This is a genomic window from Pseudomonas maumuensis, from assembly GCF_019139675.1.
GTDB lineage: Bacteria > Pseudomonadota > Gammaproteobacteria > Pseudomonadales > Pseudomonadaceae > Aquipseudomonas > Aquipseudomonas maumuensis.
The window spans coordinates 1,235,751-1,253,138 of record NZ_CP077077.1 but is presented as its reverse complement, the minus strand read 5'-3'; the positions used below and the strand labels follow the sequence as shown (position 1 = coordinate 1,253,138).

General features: G+C 67.0%; 15 protein-coding genes. 3 read left to right on the top strand and 12 right to left on the bottom strand.

Going from position 1 to position 17,388, the window contains the following annotated elements; genetic code table 11:
* Positions 1-7: 7 nt before the first annotated feature.
* The 3 genes from KSS90_RS05795 to KSS90_RS05785 all read left to right on the top strand — a co-directional run bounded on the left by KSS90_RS05795 (position 8) and on the right by KSS90_RS05785 (position 6,585).
* Positions 8-571, top strand: coding sequence for a L,D-transpeptidase family protein (locus KSS90_RS05795; protein ID WP_217868558.1), 564 nt, complete (start codon positions 8-10; stop codon positions 569-571).
* Between the two features lie 224 nt (positions 572-795).
* Complete coding sequence (locus KSS90_RS05790; protein ID WP_217868557.1) at positions 796-4,818, top strand: hemagglutinin repeat-containing protein; 4,023 nt, start codon at positions 796-798, stop codon at positions 4,816-4,818.
* 57 nt (positions 4,819-4,875) lie between these two features.
* Positions 4,876-6,585: a ShlB/FhaC/HecB family hemolysin secretion/activation protein gene (locus KSS90_RS05785; RefSeq protein ID WP_217868556.1), complete on the top strand. Its 1,710-nt coding sequence runs from the start codon at positions 4,876-4,878 to the stop codon at positions 6,583-6,585.
* A 12-nt stretch (positions 6,586-6,597) separates the two neighbouring features.
* Here KSS90_RS05785 and KSS90_RS05780 read toward each other — a convergent pair whose 3' ends face one another.
* Genes KSS90_RS05780 through KSS90_RS05725 form a run of 12 tightly spaced genes read right to left on the bottom strand, consistent with a single transcriptional unit; the run spans position 6,598 to position 17,212 of the window.
* Positions 6,598-7,224, bottom strand: a complete 627-nt coding sequence (locus tag KSS90_RS05780) for a type II secretion system protein N (RefSeq protein WP_225933138.1) — start codon at positions 7,222-7,224, stop codon at positions 6,598-6,600.
* Between the two features lie 29 nt (positions 7,225-7,253).
* Entirely contained in the window at positions 7,254-7,640 is a 387-nt protein-coding gene (gene gspM, locus KSS90_RS05775) for a type II secretion system protein GspM (protein WP_217868554.1), read from the bottom strand.
* Positions 7,637-8,698: a GspL/Epsl periplasmic domain-containing protein gene (locus KSS90_RS05770; RefSeq protein WP_217868553.1), complete on the bottom strand. Its 1,062-nt coding sequence runs from the start codon at positions 8,696-8,698 to the stop codon at positions 7,637-7,639. The genes gspM and KSS90_RS05770 overlap by 4 nt, the downstream gene beginning before the upstream one ends.
* Positions 8,695-9,285 carry a prepilin-type N-terminal cleavage/methylation domain-containing protein gene (locus tag KSS90_RS05765; RefSeq protein WP_217868552.1) on the bottom strand — a complete coding sequence of 197 codons (591 nt, stop codon included), beginning with the start codon at positions 9,283-9,285 and terminating at the stop codon, positions 8,695-8,697. Before KSS90_RS05765 ends, KSS90_RS05770 begins: the two co-directional genes overlap by 4 nt.
* Positions 9,282-9,650, bottom strand: a complete 369-nt coding sequence (locus KSS90_RS05760; RefSeq protein ID WP_217868551.1) for a type II secretion system protein — start codon at positions 9,648-9,650, stop codon at positions 9,282-9,284. The genes KSS90_RS05765 and KSS90_RS05760 overlap by 4 nt, the downstream gene beginning before the upstream one ends.
* Positions 9,647-10,090, bottom strand: coding sequence for a type II secretion system minor pseudopilin GspH (gene gspH / locus KSS90_RS05755; protein WP_217868550.1), 444 nt, complete (start codon positions 10,088-10,090; stop codon positions 9,647-9,649). The genes KSS90_RS05760 and gspH overlap by 4 nt, the downstream gene beginning before the upstream one ends.
* Positions 10,091-10,103: 13 nt before the next feature.
* Positions 10,104-10,538, bottom strand: coding sequence for a type II secretion system major pseudopilin GspG (gene gspG / locus KSS90_RS05750; RefSeq protein ID WP_217868549.1), 435 nt, complete (start codon positions 10,536-10,538; stop codon positions 10,104-10,106).
* Positions 10,539-10,552: 14 nt separating this feature from the next.
* Positions 10,553-11,749 (bottom strand): type II secretion system inner membrane protein GspF, encoded by a 1,197-nt coding sequence (gene gspF, locus KSS90_RS05745; protein ID WP_217868548.1) that lies wholly within the window; start codon positions 11,747-11,749, stop codon positions 10,553-10,555.
* A gap of 2 nt (positions 11,750-11,751) precedes the next feature.
* Positions 11,752-13,200 carry a GspE/PulE family protein gene (locus tag KSS90_RS05740; protein ID WP_217869743.1) on the bottom strand — a complete coding sequence of 483 codons (1,449 nt, stop codon included), beginning with the start codon at positions 13,198-13,200 and terminating at the stop codon, positions 11,752-11,754.
* Positions 13,200-15,149, bottom strand: coding sequence for a type II secretion system secretin GspD (gene gspD / locus KSS90_RS05735; RefSeq protein WP_217868547.1), 1,950 nt, complete (start codon positions 15,147-15,149; stop codon positions 13,200-13,202). Before gspD ends, KSS90_RS05740 begins: the two co-directional genes overlap by 1 nt.
* Before the next feature lie 3 nt (positions 15,150-15,152).
* Positions 15,153-15,572 carry a pilus assembly protein PilZ gene (locus KSS90_RS05730; RefSeq protein ID WP_217868546.1) on the bottom strand — a complete coding sequence of 140 codons (420 nt, stop codon included), beginning with the start codon at positions 15,570-15,572 and terminating at the stop codon, positions 15,153-15,155.
* The gene (locus tag KSS90_RS05725; protein WP_217868545.1) at positions 15,569-17,212 is read right to left on the bottom strand and encodes a bifunctional UDP-sugar hydrolase/5'-nucleotidase; all 1,644 of its coding nucleotides are present in this window, start codon (positions 17,210-17,212) and stop codon (positions 15,569-15,571) included. Before KSS90_RS05725 ends, KSS90_RS05730 begins: the two co-directional genes overlap by 4 nt.
* Positions 17,213-17,388: the final 176 nt, after the last annotated feature.

Here is a 17,388-nt window from a genome sequence, read left to right as displayed (position 1 = left end):
CGGTTTCATGCGCTGGCTGCTTGCCCTCCTCTGCCTCAGTGTCGCCTCGGTGTCGCAAGCCGCCTTCACCGAGACCATCATCCGCAAGACGCCGTCGGCCGTGCCGTCGCCGGTCCAGCCCGCGCCTGGCGCCGCCCAGCAGGAACGGCTGATCGACAAGGTGCTGGTGATCAAGTCCGAACGCCGTCTGCAACTGATCAGCCGTGGCGAGCCGCTCAAGACCTACCGCATCTCCCTGGGCAAGCAGCCCAAGGGGGCCAAGGAGCGCGAAGGCGACAAGAAGACCCCCGAAGGCCTGTACTGGCTGGACTGGCGCAAGGTCAGCGACCGTTACAACCTGGCCATGCACATCTCCTACCCCAACATCACCGATGCCGCCAAGGCTCGCAGCGAAGGCGTTGCCGCTGGCAGCATGATCATGATCCACGGCACGCCGATCAACGAGGAGTACCCCGAGTGGTACTTCCATACCTTGGACTGGACCGAGGGCTGTATCGCCATGCGCAACGACGACATGCGCGAGGTGTGGAGCATGGTGAAGGATGGCACGCTGATCGAAATCCGCCCCTGATCGCACCTCGATGACAGCAAAGGCCTGTTCTGCTCACGCAGAACAGGCCTTTCTCTTTCAGCGCCAGCAACGACTTTCGCTACATAGCCGCTCACTTTTCCTACGCGCAACATCGCCTCATTCCCCGCACCATAATGGCATTGAGCCACATAAATGCCATCACCGACATTCTTAGAATTCCCGCAGCTGATTTCACGATTTCGTACATCACTTGCGAGGTTCTCATGCAAAACCCTGTCTCCAAGACCAGACCAGACATCCTGCGCTGGGCCGTCTTCCTTGCGCTGCTGGGCAGCACCCAGGCTCAGGCGCAAGGCGCCCTGACTCCGACACCAGGCCCCGGCGGCACCCCGATCGTCGACAACGGCCATGGCGTACCGGTCATCGACATCGTCGCGCCCGATGCCAGTGGTCTGTCGCACAACCAGTTCCTCGACTACAACGTCGGCAAGCCGGGCCTGGTGCTGAACAATGCCCTGCAGGCCGGACAATCGCAGCTGGCCGGCCAGTTGGGCGCCAACTCGCAGTTCCAGGGCCACGCCGCCTCGACCATCCTCAACGAGGTAGTCGGCCAGAACGCCTCACGGATCGAAGGAGCCCAGGAAATTTTCGGTCAGAAGGCCGATTACCTGCTCGCCAACCCCAACGGCATCACACTCAATGGCGGCAGCTTCATCAATACCACCCGCGCCGGCTTCCTGGTCGGCAAGGCGGAGGTTCATGACGGGCAGATCAAGCACCTCGACAGCCGCGACGCCAGCGGCACCCTGCAGGTACTGAGCCGCGGCCAGAGCAATGCCGGGGGCGCCCTGGACCTCATCGCGCCGCGTATCGACAGCACAGGGCACCTGTTGGCCAAGGGCCAGTTGAACCTGACCGTCGGCCGCAACCTTGTCGACGCAGGCAGCCGTGAGGTGCTCGAACATCTACCCGCCGCCGCCGCCACCATCGATGCCAACCTGCTTGGCGCGATGCAGGCCGGGCGCATCCGCATCGTCAGCACCGCCGAAGGTGCCGGCGTGCAGGTCGGCGACAAGGAACTGCGCGCGGATCGCGATTTGATCATCCATTCCGCGGGCGACCTGAAGGTACAGGGCAGTGACAAGCGCCAAGCCAGCCTCGTCAGCAACACCGGCAAGCTGGACCTGAACGCTGCCGGCGACCTGCAGCTTACCCATACCCTTGGCAAGGCCAGGCAGATCGAGGTGCATGCCGGCAAAAAGCTGACCCTGGATACCGTCACCCGTGAAAAGGTCACGGACGATCCGGTCAATTGGGCGAAGCAATGGTTGTTCATCCCCACCGAAAGCCAAGACGGCGTCACCACACAAACCCGTCGCCAGCAGTTGGGCAGCCGCCTCGTGGCCGAAGACAGCCTGAGCCTGGAGGCAGGTACCGATCTGCAGCTGACGGCCGCGCAACTGGAGGCGGACAATGCCTTGCAACTACGCAGCGGCGGCGACCTGACGATCAGCGCGGGCGTGGATACCCTCGATATCGCCGAACAGTCCACCCACAAGGCCTACCTCGACCGCACGACCATCGATAGCCAGTCACACACCGAGCAGGTCAAGGCCAGTACCCTAAAGGGCGCCACCCTCGTCGCCAGCGCCGGGGCCGACATGCGGATCTCCGGTGCCCGCCTCGAGGCCCGCAAGCAGCTGGAACTCGATGCCAAGGGCGACCTGAGAATCGAAAGCGCCGAGGAAAACGACCACGCCCGACGTAGCACCGGCACCCGTGAATTCGTGGCCAGCGCCGGCAAGAACGATCCGGACTCGCAGCAGTACACGGCCAAGATCGGCTACGAGCAATTGCACAGCGACGAGCAGACGGCGGCGACACGCCAAGTCGCCAGCAGCGTCAGCGCCGGCGGCGTCACCTTGCGCAGTGGCCGCAAGCTGACAGTCAGTGGCTCGGACGTGCAGGCAAGCACATCGGACATCAAGCTGGCCGCCAGTGAAATCGACCTTGCCGCCGCCTACGACACCACCACTCGCCACACCCTCGATACCCGCACCGGCGCCGCGCTCAGCATCACCGGCGGCGCCGACCGCATCGCCTTGGGCATCGATGCCTACCATGGCCCTGCCGCCCAGCTCGAACGTGACAGCAAGGTGCGTCGCAGCACGCTGACCTCCAACGGGGATCTGCATATCGACACCACGCGCCTGACCACCACCGCCGCGCAACTGCAGGCTGGACGCACATTGAAGGTGGACGCCGAGCACATCGACAACCGGGCAGCCGCCGACACCAAGGTTCGCGAGACCACGCTCAGCAACTGGGATGGCGGCCTCAGCGCCGGTATCGACTACAAGTACGTCACCGATCGCATCCAGCGCCTGTTCAGTGGCAAGAAAAGCGATGACGAGCCTGCCACGCTCCCCGACTCGCCAAAGCCCAACGCGGGCGTCGAACTGTCGCTGCAGCATAAGTCGCGCGTACACAAGGACAGCGACAGCACCGCCCAGGTCAGTCGCTTCAGCGGCGGTGAGATCTTCGTTCGGGCCGATCAGTTGAGGGATGAAGGGAGCGACTACAAGGCGAACGTGGGTAACCTGCGGATCGAGGCCGGCGAGCACCAGATGCTGGCAGCGCAGGATCAGAGCAGCAGCGAGAAACACGACATCACCGGTGGCGGCAGCCTGCGTGTGGGTACCACCAGCGGCACGGATATCAACGCCAGACTCGCCGGCCATGGCAATTCCCTGACCCAGCTGAAGCAGACGACGACCGCCCGAGTCGGCAGTCTGCAGGGCAAGCAGGGGGTGCAGGTGGAGCTCGAACGCAACGGCCACTATGAGGGCGTGCGCATCGACGGCGGCGACGGCGCGGTCAGCCTGCGCAGCGATGCCGACCTGACACTCGCGGCAGCCCATGATCGCACCGTAGAACAGACCACCACCCTGGAGGCAGGGCTGGCGGTCAACGGCGGCACCGGCCTGACCGGCCCCGGAGGCGGCCTGGACGGCAACATCAAGCACCACAGCCTGGAGAAGCAGACCAGCCAGGCACGGGTGGCACAGATCGACGGCAAAGGCAGCGTAACGCTCGCCAGCGGCGGCGACATGCACCTGGAGGGCACGCGCATCGGCAGCCGTGGCGCGGCGACCGGCGATATCAACCTGCACAGCGACGGCATGCTGAAGGTGACCGCCGCCAGCGATACCCGCCAGAGCCTGGGCAAGACTTGGGGTGGCAAGCTGGACGTCGAGGGCAGCGGCATCGGCGGCGGCCTGGGCGGCCAGGGCACCTACGGCTGGGTCAATGAGCAGGCCAGCACGGCCGTTGGCGCGCAGTTCGACAGCAAGGGCACGCTGCAACTCACCAGCCTCGCCCACGACGATGGCGCGCTACAGGTGCAGGGGCTACAAGCCAATGCGCAACGGATCGGCCTGGATGCCCAAAACGGTGGCCTGCTGGTCGAGGCGGCGAGCAACACCGAACGCCACGACAACCTCGATGTCACCCTCGGCGGCGGCGTGAAGGTCAAGGCCACGGAAATCGGCGGCATCAATGCACAGGTGAAAGTGAACCTGGACAAACGCGACAACACCACCTGGCGCGACAGCCAGCTGCGCGCCGACGTGATCGACCTGCGCAGCCAGGGTGATACCCGTATCGAAGGCGCCCAGCTCGAAGCCGGCATGATCGAAGGCGAGGTCGGTGGCAACTTGCGAGTGTCCAGCCGTAAGGACCAGGTCGACAGCCTGACGCTCGGCATCGACGCCAGCCTGGCCCAGAAGCAACCGACCGAGGCCGCTACGCAAGAGCAGCCCTCGCTGGCAACCGTCATCGGCGGCGGCAACATCAAGGAGATCGCCGGAGCGCTCTGGGACAAGGTCACCGCGAACTTCACCCCAGCCGTCAAGGTGGATTACTCCCGGCGTACCAACGACACCGTCGGCCAGCAGACCCTGCTCTCGGGTACGCAAGGCATCGACCTGGCGGTCGGGGGGGATACCCGTCTGGTCGGCGCCACGCTGCAGTCGCTCGATGGCCAGGTCGAACTGGGCAGCGGCGCAATTACCCGCGAGAACCTGAGCGGCCGCGATTACGCCAAGGATGTGAAGGTCGATGTCGATCTGTCGGCAGTCGGCCTGGCCACCACCGCCTACGCCTACCTCACCAACCTGTTCACCGGCAGTGCTGAGCAGAGCAGCGATCACAAGGTGTACAGCAACACCGGCCACGACCGCAGCAACGAGTATGTCTCGCAGATAAAGGAGAGCCGCCAGCGCTGACGTATACCCGGCAGCGGCCTTCGTGCCGCTGCGCTTCCCGCCCATCGGACCGACCTCATGAACGCACCGATTTTCACTACCCGTTTCCCTCGCCCATCACGCGTGGCCGCGCGGCGTATCTGCAGCATCCTACTCGCCTGCGTCACCCTCGCGATATCGGCCTCGGTCCTGGCCAGGGTCGACCCGGCCAGCCAGCAGTTGCGCGACCAGCAGCAGGCCATGCGACAACTGGAGCAGCAGCAGCGACTTGAGCGCTGGCAACGCGAGCGGCCCACCGAAAGCGCCGGTAACCATGGCGCCGCGCGGGTCGAACCCGAGCAACACTGCTGGACGATCAGCGGTGTGCGCCTGGCCGGCAACCGCATCCTCGATACCCAGCGCCTGGAGCCAACCGTGCGTACGCTGACGTCCTCTTGCATGGGTGTCGTCGCAATCGACCGCCTGCTCAAGCATCTGACCCAGCGCTATGTGGAGGCCGGATATCCTACCAGCCGTCCCTATGTGGCCCGCGCTCCGCAGCATGGCGAGCCACTGGATATCGTCATCGTCGAAGGCTTCATCGAATCGATCGAACTGGCCGGCGCCGACCTGCCCCTGTCACTGCAAGGCGCATTTCCGGGCATGCTCGGCCACCCATTGCACCTGCCGGACCTCGAGCAAGGCCTGGATCAACTCAACCGACTGCGCGCCTATGACCTGCAAATGGCCTTGCTGCCGGGCGAGATGCAGGGCGGCACCCGCGTCGTGCTCGAACCGCGGCGGGTCGCTTCCCGCGCCCACCTCGACGCCTTGCTCGACAACCGCGGCGGTGAACTGACCGGTCGCCACCGCCTCAACCTGGGCATTGGCCTGGACAGCCCACTGGGCCTGAACGGCGACTTGCGCCTGTCGCTGAATTCGGTGGTGTTCGACGCCCCCGGACAGAGCGAAGGCGCCAGCCTGTACTACAGCATTCCCTATGGCCGCTGGACCTTCACCCTCAATGCCAGCCAGATGCGCTATCAAGCGCCGATCCCCAACACCCGCTACGCCAGCAGTGGCCGCAGCGAGTTCTATAGCCTCGGCGCCGAGCGTGTGCTCTGGCGCGGTCAGCAGGGAATGCTCAGCGCCAGCGTCCGGGTGGACCGCAAGCAGTTGCTCAACCGCTTCGGCCCTGCCGTGCTCGCCCTGCAGAGCCCGACCCTGGCCACGCTCGAAACCGGTCTGAACCTGCTCTGGCTCGAAGGTGGTCTGTGGCATGCCTCCCTAGGCGTCAGCCAAGGGGTTCACTGGTTCGGCGCCGATCGGCCATTCACCCACAAGCAGGCACCTCGCCCGGATTTCACCAAGTACCGCGCCAACCTGCTGCACCTGCGCCAGGGCCCCGTCCAGTGGCCTTGGCGCTGGCAAAGCGAGCTGGCCCTGCAATACAGCGCCCATGTGCTGCCCGCCGTCGAACAGATGCAACTGAGCGACCATTCGGCCGTGCGCGGATTCCGCCAGCACAATGTCGCGGGCGCCAGCGCCGCGGCATGGCGCAATACCTTCAGCCAGCCGCTGCCCCTGCCGGTGTCGTTACGCCCGTCCCTGGGCGTGGATCTGGGCTGGGCTCGCTACGCACGTACCAGCGAGCCTCAACGCCTGGTGGGCGCTTCGGCGGGCATCGAACTGAATCTGCCGCACAGCACGTTGCGCCTGGACTACCAACGCGCACTGCATGCCAGCGACCGCCCGCGCAAGTCACTGGAGCAAGGCTTCTGGGTCGCGCAGTGGTCCCTCTCCATCTGACCGGCAACTACACTACCAACCGAGCCGGCGCTGCCCGGCCGTGTCTTCGGGCCCCAGCCATTGCAGGCCGCGCAGCACCGGCGTCAAAGCGGCGTCGGCCTGCAGCGCGAAATCGACCTGCGCCCGCCGGGCCGCCAGGTCGGCCTCCAGGTCCATCCGGTGCTGGCCTTGGCGCACCAACTCCGCGTTCAAGCGCCATCCCTGAGCGCAGTCCATCCGCAGCGTCCCCTGCCCCAAAGCAAGGGACCAGGGCGCGCTCAAGGCCAGGTCGGCCACCGTGATCCTGCCCTCGGCGGCCAGACAACGTTGCCCCGAGCCTTGCAGCTTGATATCTCCCTGCCATTGACCGGCCAGGCGATAGCCTCCGACGACGCTGGGCTGCACGCCTAGCGCCTGAAGGTCGACCTGCCAACGCCACGGCCAACCACTCAGGCGGCCTTGCCAGCCCTGCCCCTGAAAGCCGAGGCGCACCTGCAGGTCGCGCTGCCAGGGACGCCACGTCCATTGCACCGGCCCCACCGGCCCCAGCCGGGCGAACTGCCCTTGCCACACACTGCCGTTCACCCCCTCCGCCGGCAACCGCAACCCTGCCACCAGCCAGCGCGCCGGCAGTTCGACCACCAGGGTCAGACAGAACACCAGGCCCAGCCAAAGGTACGCCCGCCGCCTCATGGCCGCAGCCGCACGGTAAAACGCAGCCCCTCGGCATCTCGCTCCAGCCCCCATTGCAACGGCTGCGCGCCGTCATCGCGCAAGCTCTGCAACCAGCCCTGCAGGGCTTGGGCATCGACCACCTTGCCGCGCAGCAGCCAGCCTTGATCCTCGGACTGCACCTCGGCCAATTCGATATGCCGGGCCTGGGCCGATTGGTGCAACGCTTCAAGAGTCAGCGCAGGCTGGCCTGGCTGTGCCGCGAGCGATTCGGCCAGTGCCTGCCATTGCCGCTGTTCCTGCCAGAAGGCCACGCCCTCACGTAGCGCCAGCAACACCAGCAACAGCGCGACGACACCCCAGGCCAGCGCTAGCCGATGCTGTCGCATCCACTCACGGCTCATGCGGCGCTCCCCAGGTCGAACACCACGCGGCGCGCTTCGTCTTCCACCTGGACCTGCACGCCGGCTGCCGTGGCCATCTCCTGCCAGGGCGCGGCTGCACCCTCACCGGCCAGTTCAAGGTGCCAACGCTGGCCATCGAAGCGCACCACTTGCAGGCGCCAACCGGGATGATCGTTCAACCATCCATGGACCTGCGCCTGCAACGCCTCGAGCTGACGCAGGCGCACCTGGCCTTCACGCGCCTCGTCCTGCAGATGCGTCAACACCCGCGCAGCCTGCCGAGGCGTCGCCTGAACACCGGTAACGGCCTGCACCTGGGCGCGATAGAGCTGGGCCTGGCGCCACTGTTGCGCGCTCCACAGCCCGCCCCACGCCAACACCAGCGCCAGGCAGGCCATTGCCAGGCGCGCCTGCCCTTTTGCCAGGGGCAGGCCTTGGCGTGGCCGGCGGGCCTCGAACAAGCCAGGCAAGCCATCGAGCGGGGCCAGCACATCGGGCCAGTCGCCGTCGATGCCCTCGACCTCGCCAGCCAACCAGGCAAGCGCGGGAGGCGTGCCAAGGCCCTGCGGCCAGGCCAGCCAGTGGGCTTGGCCCTTGTACAGGCTCATCGTTCCTCGGCGCCAATGCCAGGTCGCTTCTGCTGCACAGTCGGGCAGCAACTGGAACTCGGCCCAGCAACGTTCCACGCTCAGCCCCCAACTGGCGCACTGCCCGCGCCATTCGTTGAGCCTGCCCCGCGCCACCACCAATAGGCGCAACTGCCCAGCGTGACGGCCGATGCAGGCACACAGCGCCTCATCACCGCCTTGCAGCAAGCGGTCCTCGAGCAGCAAGGGCCATTCCTCTCGTTTCAGCCCAGGCGGCGCGGGCAGCTGGAAATGACTGCAATGCTCACCGGGGACGATCAGGGCAACCCGCGCCCCGAGCCCCGCCGGAGGTTCGCCCTGCCCCTGGCGCAATGGACGGCCTTGGCTGACCAACAGCCACTCCCAGACCTCACCGGGGCGCAGCAGCAGCCAGGGTTGCGGCGGCGCCCGCCGGCGCCATTCAAGCTTCATGCGCGCCCCCAGGGTAGAACGAAGGTACAGGTATAAGGTGCTCCATCACGCACTAGCTCCACGCGCACGCCCCTGCCGGGGTGCGCCGGTTGATCGGAAGGCCAGGTCAGCCAACGGCCGGCCTGGTGGTAGAGAACATTCATCGCGCTGACCCGCTCCAGCCGTTCGCGTAGCACCCAAACCGGGGCCGCGGCGGCATACAGGTCGGCCGAAGTTTCCAGCAGCAGGCGTTGTGTACGCGGTTCGAAGCGCAGGCGTTGGCGCTGCAAGCGCGATCCTCCTTCGGCCTGCGGCCAGGCGGCGGCGGCCACCCACAGCAGTTGCTGGCGGTCGGGCTGCCAGTCGAGCCAGCGCGCCGCCAACGGCAAACGCTGTTCGTACAGGCGGCGCAGCACCGGGCTGTCGAAGCGCCGCTCCAAGGCCAGGCAAAAATCCACTACGCCGGTTTCGCTCACCTGTTCATCGAGCCGCTCGCGCACCTTCAGCCAGCCGTTGACCAGCGCCGACAGCATCACCCCAAGCAAGGCCGTGAGGGCCAGGGCCACCAGCAGTTCGATCAGGGTCATGCCCGCCTGGCGCCGTTTCATGGCCGCTCCAGGAACACGGTGAACTGCCCCAGCGGCAGGCGCTGGTCGCGATCGGCATGCAACAGCAGTTCGCCACGGCGCAGGTCGCGCACACCGGTGCGGCGCAACTGCAACTGCCAATGACAGGCCTGCCCGCCCTCCACCAGCACGCCGTTGTCCTGGTTGGTCGCCGGCCAATACTGCTCGACCACGAAACGTGCCTGCAGCTCACGGGCGCACAGCAGGCCCAGGCGATGCTGCTGCACGGTGTCCTGCACCGCCAGGCGCTGGCGCAGGACCTGGCTGGTGATCACCGCGAGGACGGCGGCGATGCCCAGGGCCACACTTACCTCCAACAGGGTGAAGCCACGTTGCTGGCGCTTCATGGCATCGCGCTCACGCGAAACTGCCCGCCGCGGTCCCAGTCCCAGCGCTGACCGCCCTCGGCCCAGCGCCAGCGCACAGTGCCCGGACGTGACCAGCCATCGGGGGTGAACAACAGTGCTGGCGCCTGGCTGACGGGCCAGTCCGGCCGCAAGCCCTTGGGCCAATCACCCAGTGCCACGGTTTCCACCTGCCAGTGCTCGCCTTGCCGACGGACGAACTCGGGGCGTTGACCGTTCCAGCGCAGCCCGCGCAACTGCCCGGCATGACGCGCCAGGTCGGCCTGGGCCACGGTGACGGCGGCCAGGCGATCGAGCGCCTGGTCGATGCTGCTTCTACCGCTGTCGAGCCAGGCCACGGCCAGGCTGGTCATCAAGGCGGCGATGGCCAGCACCACCAGCAGTTCGAGCAGGCTGAAACCGCGCTGGAGGGAGTGGGCCATAGGCTTGATCAACTTAAAGCGCCCAGTTGCCCAGGTCGGCATCGAGCCCTTCGCCGCCCGGCACGCCATCGGCGCCCAGCGAATACACATCGACCCGGCCATGCTCGCCGGGCATGCGGTACTGGTACGGGGTGCCCCATGGGTCTTCCGGCAGGCGGCGGATATAGCCGTCACTGCGCCAGCTGCGCGGCAGCGGTTCCTGGGTCGGCTTCTTCGCCAGCGCCGCCAGGCCCTGTTCGGTGCTGGGGAAGCGCAGGTTGTCCAGGCGGTACATGTCCAGCGCCTGTTCCAGGGTCGCGAGGTCGGCCATGACTTTCTGCTTCATGGCCTTGTCCTGGTTGCCCAGCACGCTGGGCGCGACCACGGCGATCAACAGCCCGATGATGAAGATCACCACCATGATTTCCATCAGCGTGAAGCCCCGCTGGCGGTTACGTCGTTGCTGCATCGAAGTTCTCCTTGTCACAGTTGCAATCCCTGGTTGAGCTGCATGATCGGCAGCAGCACCGCCAGCACGATGAACAGCACCACGGCGCCCATCACCAGGATCATCAGTGGTTCGAACAGCGCCATGGCGGTGTCCACCTGGCGGGCGAAGCCGCGCTCCTGGTCATCGGCCACCCGTTCGAGCATGTCGGCCAGGGTGCCGCTGGCCTCGCCGCTGCCGACCATGTTCAACAGCAGCGGCGGAAATTCCCCGGCGTTGTCCAGCGCCCGGTGCAGGCTGGTGCCGCCCTGCACTTGCTGGCGTACCTGCTCCATGGCGCTGCGGATGCGCCGGTTGCCGACCGTCTCGGTGGCCACCTGCAAGGCTTCGAGCAGAGCCACGCCGCTGCCGCAGAGGATCGCCAGGCTGCGCGCCAGGCGCGCGCTCTCCAGCACTTGCAGCAGTACACCGATACGCGGCAGGCGTAGCAGCAGGTCGTCGCGGCGTAGGCACCAGTGCGGCTTGCGCAGCAGCCAGCCGCCCAACAGCGCGGCCAGAATCGCCAGTGCCAGCAGATAGGGGCCGGCCTGCACCAGCCCCTGGCTCAAGCCGATCAGTAGCGACGTGATCAAAGGCAGGTTCTGCCCGGAATGGGCGAACTGCTCGGTGAGCTTGGGCACCACAAAGGTCATCAGGCCGACCACCACGGCCAGCGACACGCCCATCAGCACCGCCGGGTAGATCAACGCGGTGCGCGCCTTGTGGCGCTGGCGCTGGACCTGTTCGAGGTGGTCGGCCAGACGGCTCAGCACCTGGCCCAGGCGCCCGGAGCGCTCGCCGGCCTCGACCAGCGCGCAATACAAACCGGTGAACGGCGCGCCCTGTCGCGCCAGGCTACGCGCCAGCCCCAGGCCCTCGGCGAGGGAGCCGCGCAAGGCCACCAGCACCGCGTGCAAGGCCGGCTGGCGCAGTTGCCGCTCCAGTGTGGCAAGGGCATCGACCAGGGGGATGCCAGCGCCAACCAAAGTCGCCAGTTGGCGGGTCAGCTCGCACAGTTGGGCGCGGGTCAGGCGCTGACGACGGGGCTGGGCGCTGTCGTGGCGTTGCAAGTGCCGAGCGAACAAGCCCTGCTCGCGCAGCAATTGCCGCGCATGGCGCTCGCTGTCGGCCTGCACGCTGGCCTTGTGCGCCTTGCCGGCAAGATCCACGGCCTGGTAGCGATAGGTCGGCATGGTTAGCCCTGCACCACGCGCAGCACTTCGGCCAGGCTGGTCTCGCCACGGGCCAGGCAGGCGCGGGCCTCAGCCACCAGGCTCTGCCGGCGTCCATCCAGATAGGCCTGCATGGCCAGTTCGCTCTCGCCGTCGTAGAGCAAGGCAACCAGGCCGGCATCCAGCTCGATGAATTCGTACAGCCCCAGCCGGCCGACATAGCCGCTGCCCTGGCAGTGCTCGCAGCCAACCGGGTGATAGCTTTCGCGCAGGCCGCCCAGTTCCGGCCATAGCTCGCGCTCGGCACTTTGCAGCGGCTGCGCCACCGCGCAAGCACATAGTCGTCGTACCAGCCGCTGGGCCAGCACGCCACGCAGGCACGAGGCGATCAAGAACGGTTCGATACCCATGTCGCGCAGGCGGGTCACCGCACCGACGGCGCTGTTGGTGTGCAGGGTCGACAGCACCAGGTGCCCGGTGAGGCTGGCCTGCACGGCGATCTGCGCGGTCTCCTGGTCGCGGATCTCGCCCAGCATGATCACGTCCGGATCCTGGCGCAGGATGGCGCGCAAGCCACTGGCGAAGGTCAGCCCGGCACGCGGGTTGATGGCGGTCTGGCCGATGCCGGCGATGGCGTATTCCACCGGATCCTCGACGGTGAGGATATTGCGGCTGCCGTCATTCAGGCTGTTGAGGCTGGCGTACAGCGTGGTGGTCTTGCCCGAACCGGTGGGGCCGGTGGACAGCACGATGCCATTGGGTCGCGCCAGGCAACCGCGCAAGCCACGCAGCACTGCGGCAGGCATGCCCAGGTTGTCCAGCGCCAGCAGGCTGGCCTGCTTGTCGAGCACGCGCATCACCACCCGCTCGCCATGGATGCCGGGCAAGGTCGAGACCCGTACGTCCACCTCGCGCCCGGCGGCGCGCAGGGTGATGCGGCCATCCTGGGGCTGGCGCTTCTCGGCGATGTCCAGCCGCGCCATGACCTTGATCCGTGACACCAGCATCGCCGACAACGCCCGTGGCGGGCGCAGCACCTCGCGCAGGTGGCCGTCGATGCGCAGGCGCACCACCAGGCTCTGCTCGAAGGTCTCGATATGGATGTCAGAGGCGCGCAGACGCAGCGCCTGGCCGAACAAGCCGTTGATCAGGCGGATCACCGGCGCTTCGTCATCGCTCTCCAGCAGGTCCTCGATGCGCGGCATCTCGCTCATCAGGCTGTCCAGGTCGACCTGCTCGCCGATGCCTTCGATCAAGGCCTGGTTCGCCGCCTCGCCGGCCTGGTAAAGCTGGCCGAGGCGCTCGTCGAAGCTCGCACTGTCGAGCTGCTCGACGCCCACCGGCTGGCCATGCACGCGCAGCAGTTCCTGCAACTGGTCACTGTCGGCGTCGCCGCGCAGCCACAGCTGCCAGCCGTTCTCAGCCGGTGCCATGGCCACCCCGCTCTGCCGTGCCAGGCGATAGGGCAGCATCACCAGTCACCGCCTTCAAGGCGTACACGGCTGGAGGGGAACACCTGCAGCAGCGGCAGGCCCTCGGCCAGCGCCGGCAGCTTGAGCGGGGTGTTCTGCTGCAGACTCTGGTACTTCTGCTGGCTGATCCCGGCCAAGCTCTCGCCGTCACGCAGGATGCGCGGGCGGATGAACACCATCAGGTTCTGCTTGGTGTTCTTGCTGGCGTCGGAGCGGAACAGCCGGCCCAGGTAGGGAATATCGCCGAGAAGTGGTACACGCTGATTGCTGGTAGCCAGCTCGTCGCTGATCAGCCCGCCGAGGATCACCAGGCCGTTGTCCTCGACCATGACCTTGGTCTTGATCTCGCGCTTGTTGGTTATCACGTCGCTGGCGGCGCTGGAGTCGGCGATCGACGACACCTCCTGGACGATGTCCAGGCGCACGCTGTCGTCGATGCTGATCTGCGGCTTGATGCGCAGCTTCACCCCGACTTCCTTGCGCTCGATGGTCTGGTAGGGGTTGGCGTTGTTCTGGGTGACGGAGCCGGTGACGAACGGCACCTCCTGGCCCACCAGGATCGACGCCTCGGCGTTGTCCAGGGTCAGCAGGGTCGGAGTGGACAACAGGTTGAAACCGCTCTTGCCCTTGAGTGCGTTGACCAGCATGGCGAAGTTGAAGCCACCACCGATATGGCCGATACCGGCGGTGGCGCCGGTGGTGGCCGACAGCAGCTTGCCGAGTTTCTCGTTGTCGCCGCTGCTGGCGGCCCCGGCGATGCTGGCGATGTTTACCCCGTTGCCGCCGAAGTTGACGATACCGGCGCCGAACTTCTCGTCGGCGAAGAGCCACTGCACGCCCAGTTCCTGGGCGCTGCTGTCGGAAACCTCGGCGATGATCGCCTCGACCACCACCTGCGCCCGGCGAATGTCCAACTGCTCGACGATGCTGCGGTAGGCGGCCAGCTCGCTGTCGGGGCCAACCATCACCACGGCGTTGGTGCCTTCCTCGTACTCCAGGCGAATACCCGAGTCGCTGGCCGCCGGCACCGGCGCCTCCTTGCCTTCACCCTCCGTGGCCGGCACCGTGCCAGCCTGGCTCAGGCCGCGCAGCACCTTGACCACTTCGGCGGCATTGGCGTGGCGCAGATAGATGACCTGGGTGTTGCTGCTGCGCAGACTGTCGCTGGGCCGGTCGAGCTGCACCAGCAGCGCCCGCACCCGTTCCCGGCTGTCGGCGCTGCCACGCACCAGCAACGCATTGCTGCGCGGGTCGGCAACCACCTGGGCGCTGTCGACGCCCTGCTCGCGGGCCAGCAGGCGGGTCACCAGGCCGGCGGTGTCGGCGGCGCTGGCGTGCTTGAGCGGCATCACCTGCAACGGCTCGTCGCTGACCTGGTCGAGCTGGCGCAGCAGGCTGTCGATGCGCTCCAGGTTACTGCGCCAATCAGTGACCACCAGCAGGTTGGCCGCCGGATACGGGGTGATCACCCCGACCCGTGGGTCGATCAGCGGCTTGAGAATGCCGAGCATCTGCTCGCTGGCGGCGTTGCGCACATTGAACACGCGGGTGGCCACGCCGTCGCTGCCCTCGGCCTTCTTGCCGGCGGTTTCCACCGGCACCGGCTCCAGGCGCGCGGCCTGGTCGGGCACGATCTTCACGCTGCCATTGGGCAGGTCCACGGCGGCGAAGCCCTGGGCGCGCAGCTGGGCGAGGAAGATGTCGTAGATGGCGTCGGCGTCGTGGCGATCGACGGTGCGCACGGTCACCTTGCCCTGCACCCGTGGGTCGACGATGAAGGTGGTGCCGGTGATGCGCGACACGCTGTCGATGAACTCACCGAGCTCGGTGTCGACGAAGTTCACCTCGTACAGCGGCGTGCCGTCGTCAGCGAAGACTTCGGCCTCTTCGGCCTGGGCCAGGGACATGCCGAGCATCAGCAGCCCGGCCAGACAGTACCTTGCGATCATCATTCATCCTTGGCGCTTGAAGCCGGTCACGGCGGGGCGTGGTGGCCAGGGCAGGCGCTCGCGCCGCCCGTTGTTGTCGAAGATCAGGCCATCGGCGTCGATGTCCTGCAGCACGATGCCCGGTGCCAGGCGCTGGCCACGGCCGAGGGTGCGCACCTGTTGGCCATGGCGCAGTACCACCACGCTGGCCGACAGCGGCTGGGCCTTGAGCCCGCCCAGATAGGCCAGGGGCAGGCGGGTCAGCGGAATGCGGCCGTCGTCCACCGGCGCTTGCCAATGCTCTACCAGCAAGCCCGGCAACGGCGCCAACGCCGGCACCGGCGCACTGGCCGGCTGCGGCTGACGGCTGAGCAACAGCACGCACTGCGCCGCCAGCCAACCGGCGAGGGTCAGCAACACGAAGCTGAAAACACGCGAGATCACGCGGCTACCTGGTGCGGGTGCCAGCCAGGGTGGCCCTGCACGTAGCGCACGGCTGGCAGTTGCAAGGGAGCCAGGGCCCAGCCCGGCGCCTGCCGGGTCAGCCAGGCTTCGAGGGTCTGCCACAATGGCGCGCCGGTCTGGGCATCGAAGTGCAGGCCAAAGGTGCGGCACAGGCCCTCGACGGGTTGCAGGCCGATGATGCGCTTGCCGTTGGGGCTGTAGCTGACCTGCCAGTGCTGGCTTTGCCAGCGCGGCAGGTCCTGGCTGTTGTCCAGCAGCAACGGGTCGCCGAACAGCTGCTCGGCGGCGTTCTCCAGCACCTGCTCGACCTGGCGCGCCGGGGCCTCGACCACCGGGGCGGGATAGCCGCCAGTCAGGCTGATCAGATGCTCGCGGCTGATCGCTTCACCAGCTTGCAGAGGGTAGTCGTAACGCAGGCCGGGCAGCAGCACCGGCATGCTCGAATCGTCGGCCAGGGCCTGGTGCAGCAGGCGGTCCCAGCTGCCGCCACGGGTATCGCGGCGCCACAATGCTTCTGGGGCACGCGCCAGCGGCTGGTCGAGCCAGGCAGCATGGCCGCTGCGCTGGCGTTGCAACTCGCCGCGCACCTGGTTGGCGCGGGCCTGGGCCTGGGGGGCAAGGCTGTGCTCGAAGGCCGGGAAGAACCGCGCCTCGAACTGCCATTGGCCGCCCGCCTGGCGGCAGCGCAGGCGAAACGCGCCACTGGCCCGGCAACCAGCGAACAGCACCGGTACCCGGCGGCCGCTGGCCTGGGTGGCCTGCACCGGCGCCGGCCACAGGTCCTGGCCACGGGCGCACAACAGTACATCCACCTCGGGTATTCGCTCGGCCAACCACAAGCCGGGGCCGGTGCCGACATCCGCCAGCGCCACCACCAGGTCGGCCTCGCGCCGGGCTTGCTGGAAGCTCGGTTGCAAGGATTGGTACCACTGTTTGAGGGAGGCTTTCTGATCCTGCGCATAAGGGTCGGTGACGCCGACCACGGCAATGCGCACACCACCACGCTGGAACACCTGCAGCCCCTTGACGCCCAGGGCCTTGGCCTGGGCATCGGCCAGGCCGGCACCGAGGGTAATAGAGGAGGACTGGCGATAGAGCCCGGCACTGCGCTGCGGCCACAGCACCCGCTCATCGCTGCTGACCCGCACCTCGCTGCCCAGCAGTTGGCTGCCCTGCACACCGCTTTCGCCCTGGGTGAGGTAGGCCAGACCGCTGCCGTTCCAGCACTGGCCGTTCTCCAGGGTCAGGCATTGTTCGCTGCCGGCCTCGCGCCGCAGCTGTTCAAGCAGCGCGGCCAATACTGCATAACCTCCAGTCTGGGCCTGGCCGGCAAGGCCAGCATCGAGCAACGGCGCCAGCTCAAGCTGCCCGGCACTCGCATTCGGCCCGCTCATCCACGGGGCTCGCCCCAGGTGGCTGACCGGGCCGAGGCGCGTGGCCGGCACCACGGCCTGGCCCGGCTGGCGCGCGTCCAGGGTATCGGCGACATACAGCAGGTCCAGCGCGCGGTCGCCAGTGCCACGGGGCATGGGCAGGGCCGAACAGGCGCCGAGCAACGGTGCCAGGGCACCGACACCCATCCAGCTGATCACTTCGCGCCTGCCCACACTGCTCGCCATCGACTCTGCCATCCCTGTTCATTCAGGGCTCCGGATATTGCGGCGCTTGCGTGACAGTTTGATGGCAGAAAACCGACGCTAATTCCAAAAAAGCGCAGGATAACGCTTTAGTAATAGCGGTGAGTTTTAAACGCTCCTTAACAATTCTGACAATCAATCATCATACTTGCCGTCTA

Bases quoted from the DNA above. Each gene is read 5' to 3' on its own strand.
- KSS90_RS05765 (WP_217868552.1), bottom strand. From the start codon at position 9,285: ATGAAACGGCGCCAGGCGGGCATGACCCTGATCGAACTGCTGGTGGCC.
- KSS90_RS05770 (WP_217868553.1), bottom strand. From the start codon at position 8,698: ATGAAGCTTGAATGGCGCCGGCGGGCGCCGCCGCAACCCTGGCTGCTG.
- gspD (WP_217868547.1), bottom strand. From the start codon at position 15,149: ATGATCGCAAGGTACTGTCTGGCCGGGCTGCTGATGCTCGGCATGTCC.
- gspF (WP_217868548.1), bottom strand. From the start codon at position 11,749: ATGCCGACCTATCGCTACCAGGCCGTGGATCTTGCCGGCAAGGCGCAC.
- KSS90_RS05725 (WP_217868545.1), bottom strand. From the start codon at position 17,212: ATGGCGAGCAGTGTGGGCAGGCGCGAAGTGATCAGCTGGATGGGTGTC.
- gspH (WP_217868550.1), bottom strand. From the start codon at position 10,090: ATGGCCCACTCCCTCCAGCGCGGTTTCAGCCTGCTCGAACTGCTGGTG.
- KSS90_RS05795 (WP_217868558.1), top strand. From the start codon at position 8: ATGCGCTGGCTGCTTGCCCTCCTCTGCCTCAGTGTCGCCTCGGTGTCG.
- KSS90_RS05740 (WP_217869743.1), bottom strand. From the start codon at position 13,200: ATGCTGCCCTATCGCCTGGCACGGCAGAGCGGGGTGGCCATGGCACCG.
- KSS90_RS05760 (WP_217868551.1), bottom strand. From the start codon at position 9,650: ATGAAGCGCCAGCAACGTGGCTTCACCCTGTTGGAGGTAAGTGTGGCC.
- gspM (WP_217868554.1), bottom strand. From the start codon at position 7,640: ATGAGCCGTGAGTGGATGCGACAGCATCGGCTAGCGCTGGCCTGGGGT.
- KSS90_RS05790 (WP_217868557.1), top strand. From the start codon at position 796: ATGCAAAACCCTGTCTCCAAGACCAGACCAGACATCCTGCGCTGGGCC.
- KSS90_RS05785 (WP_217868556.1), top strand. From the start codon at position 4,876: ATGAACGCACCGATTTTCACTACCCGTTTCCCTCGCCCATCACGCGTG.
- gspG (WP_217868549.1), bottom strand. From the start codon at position 10,538: ATGCAGCAACGACGTAACCGCCAGCGGGGCTTCACGCTGATGGAAATC.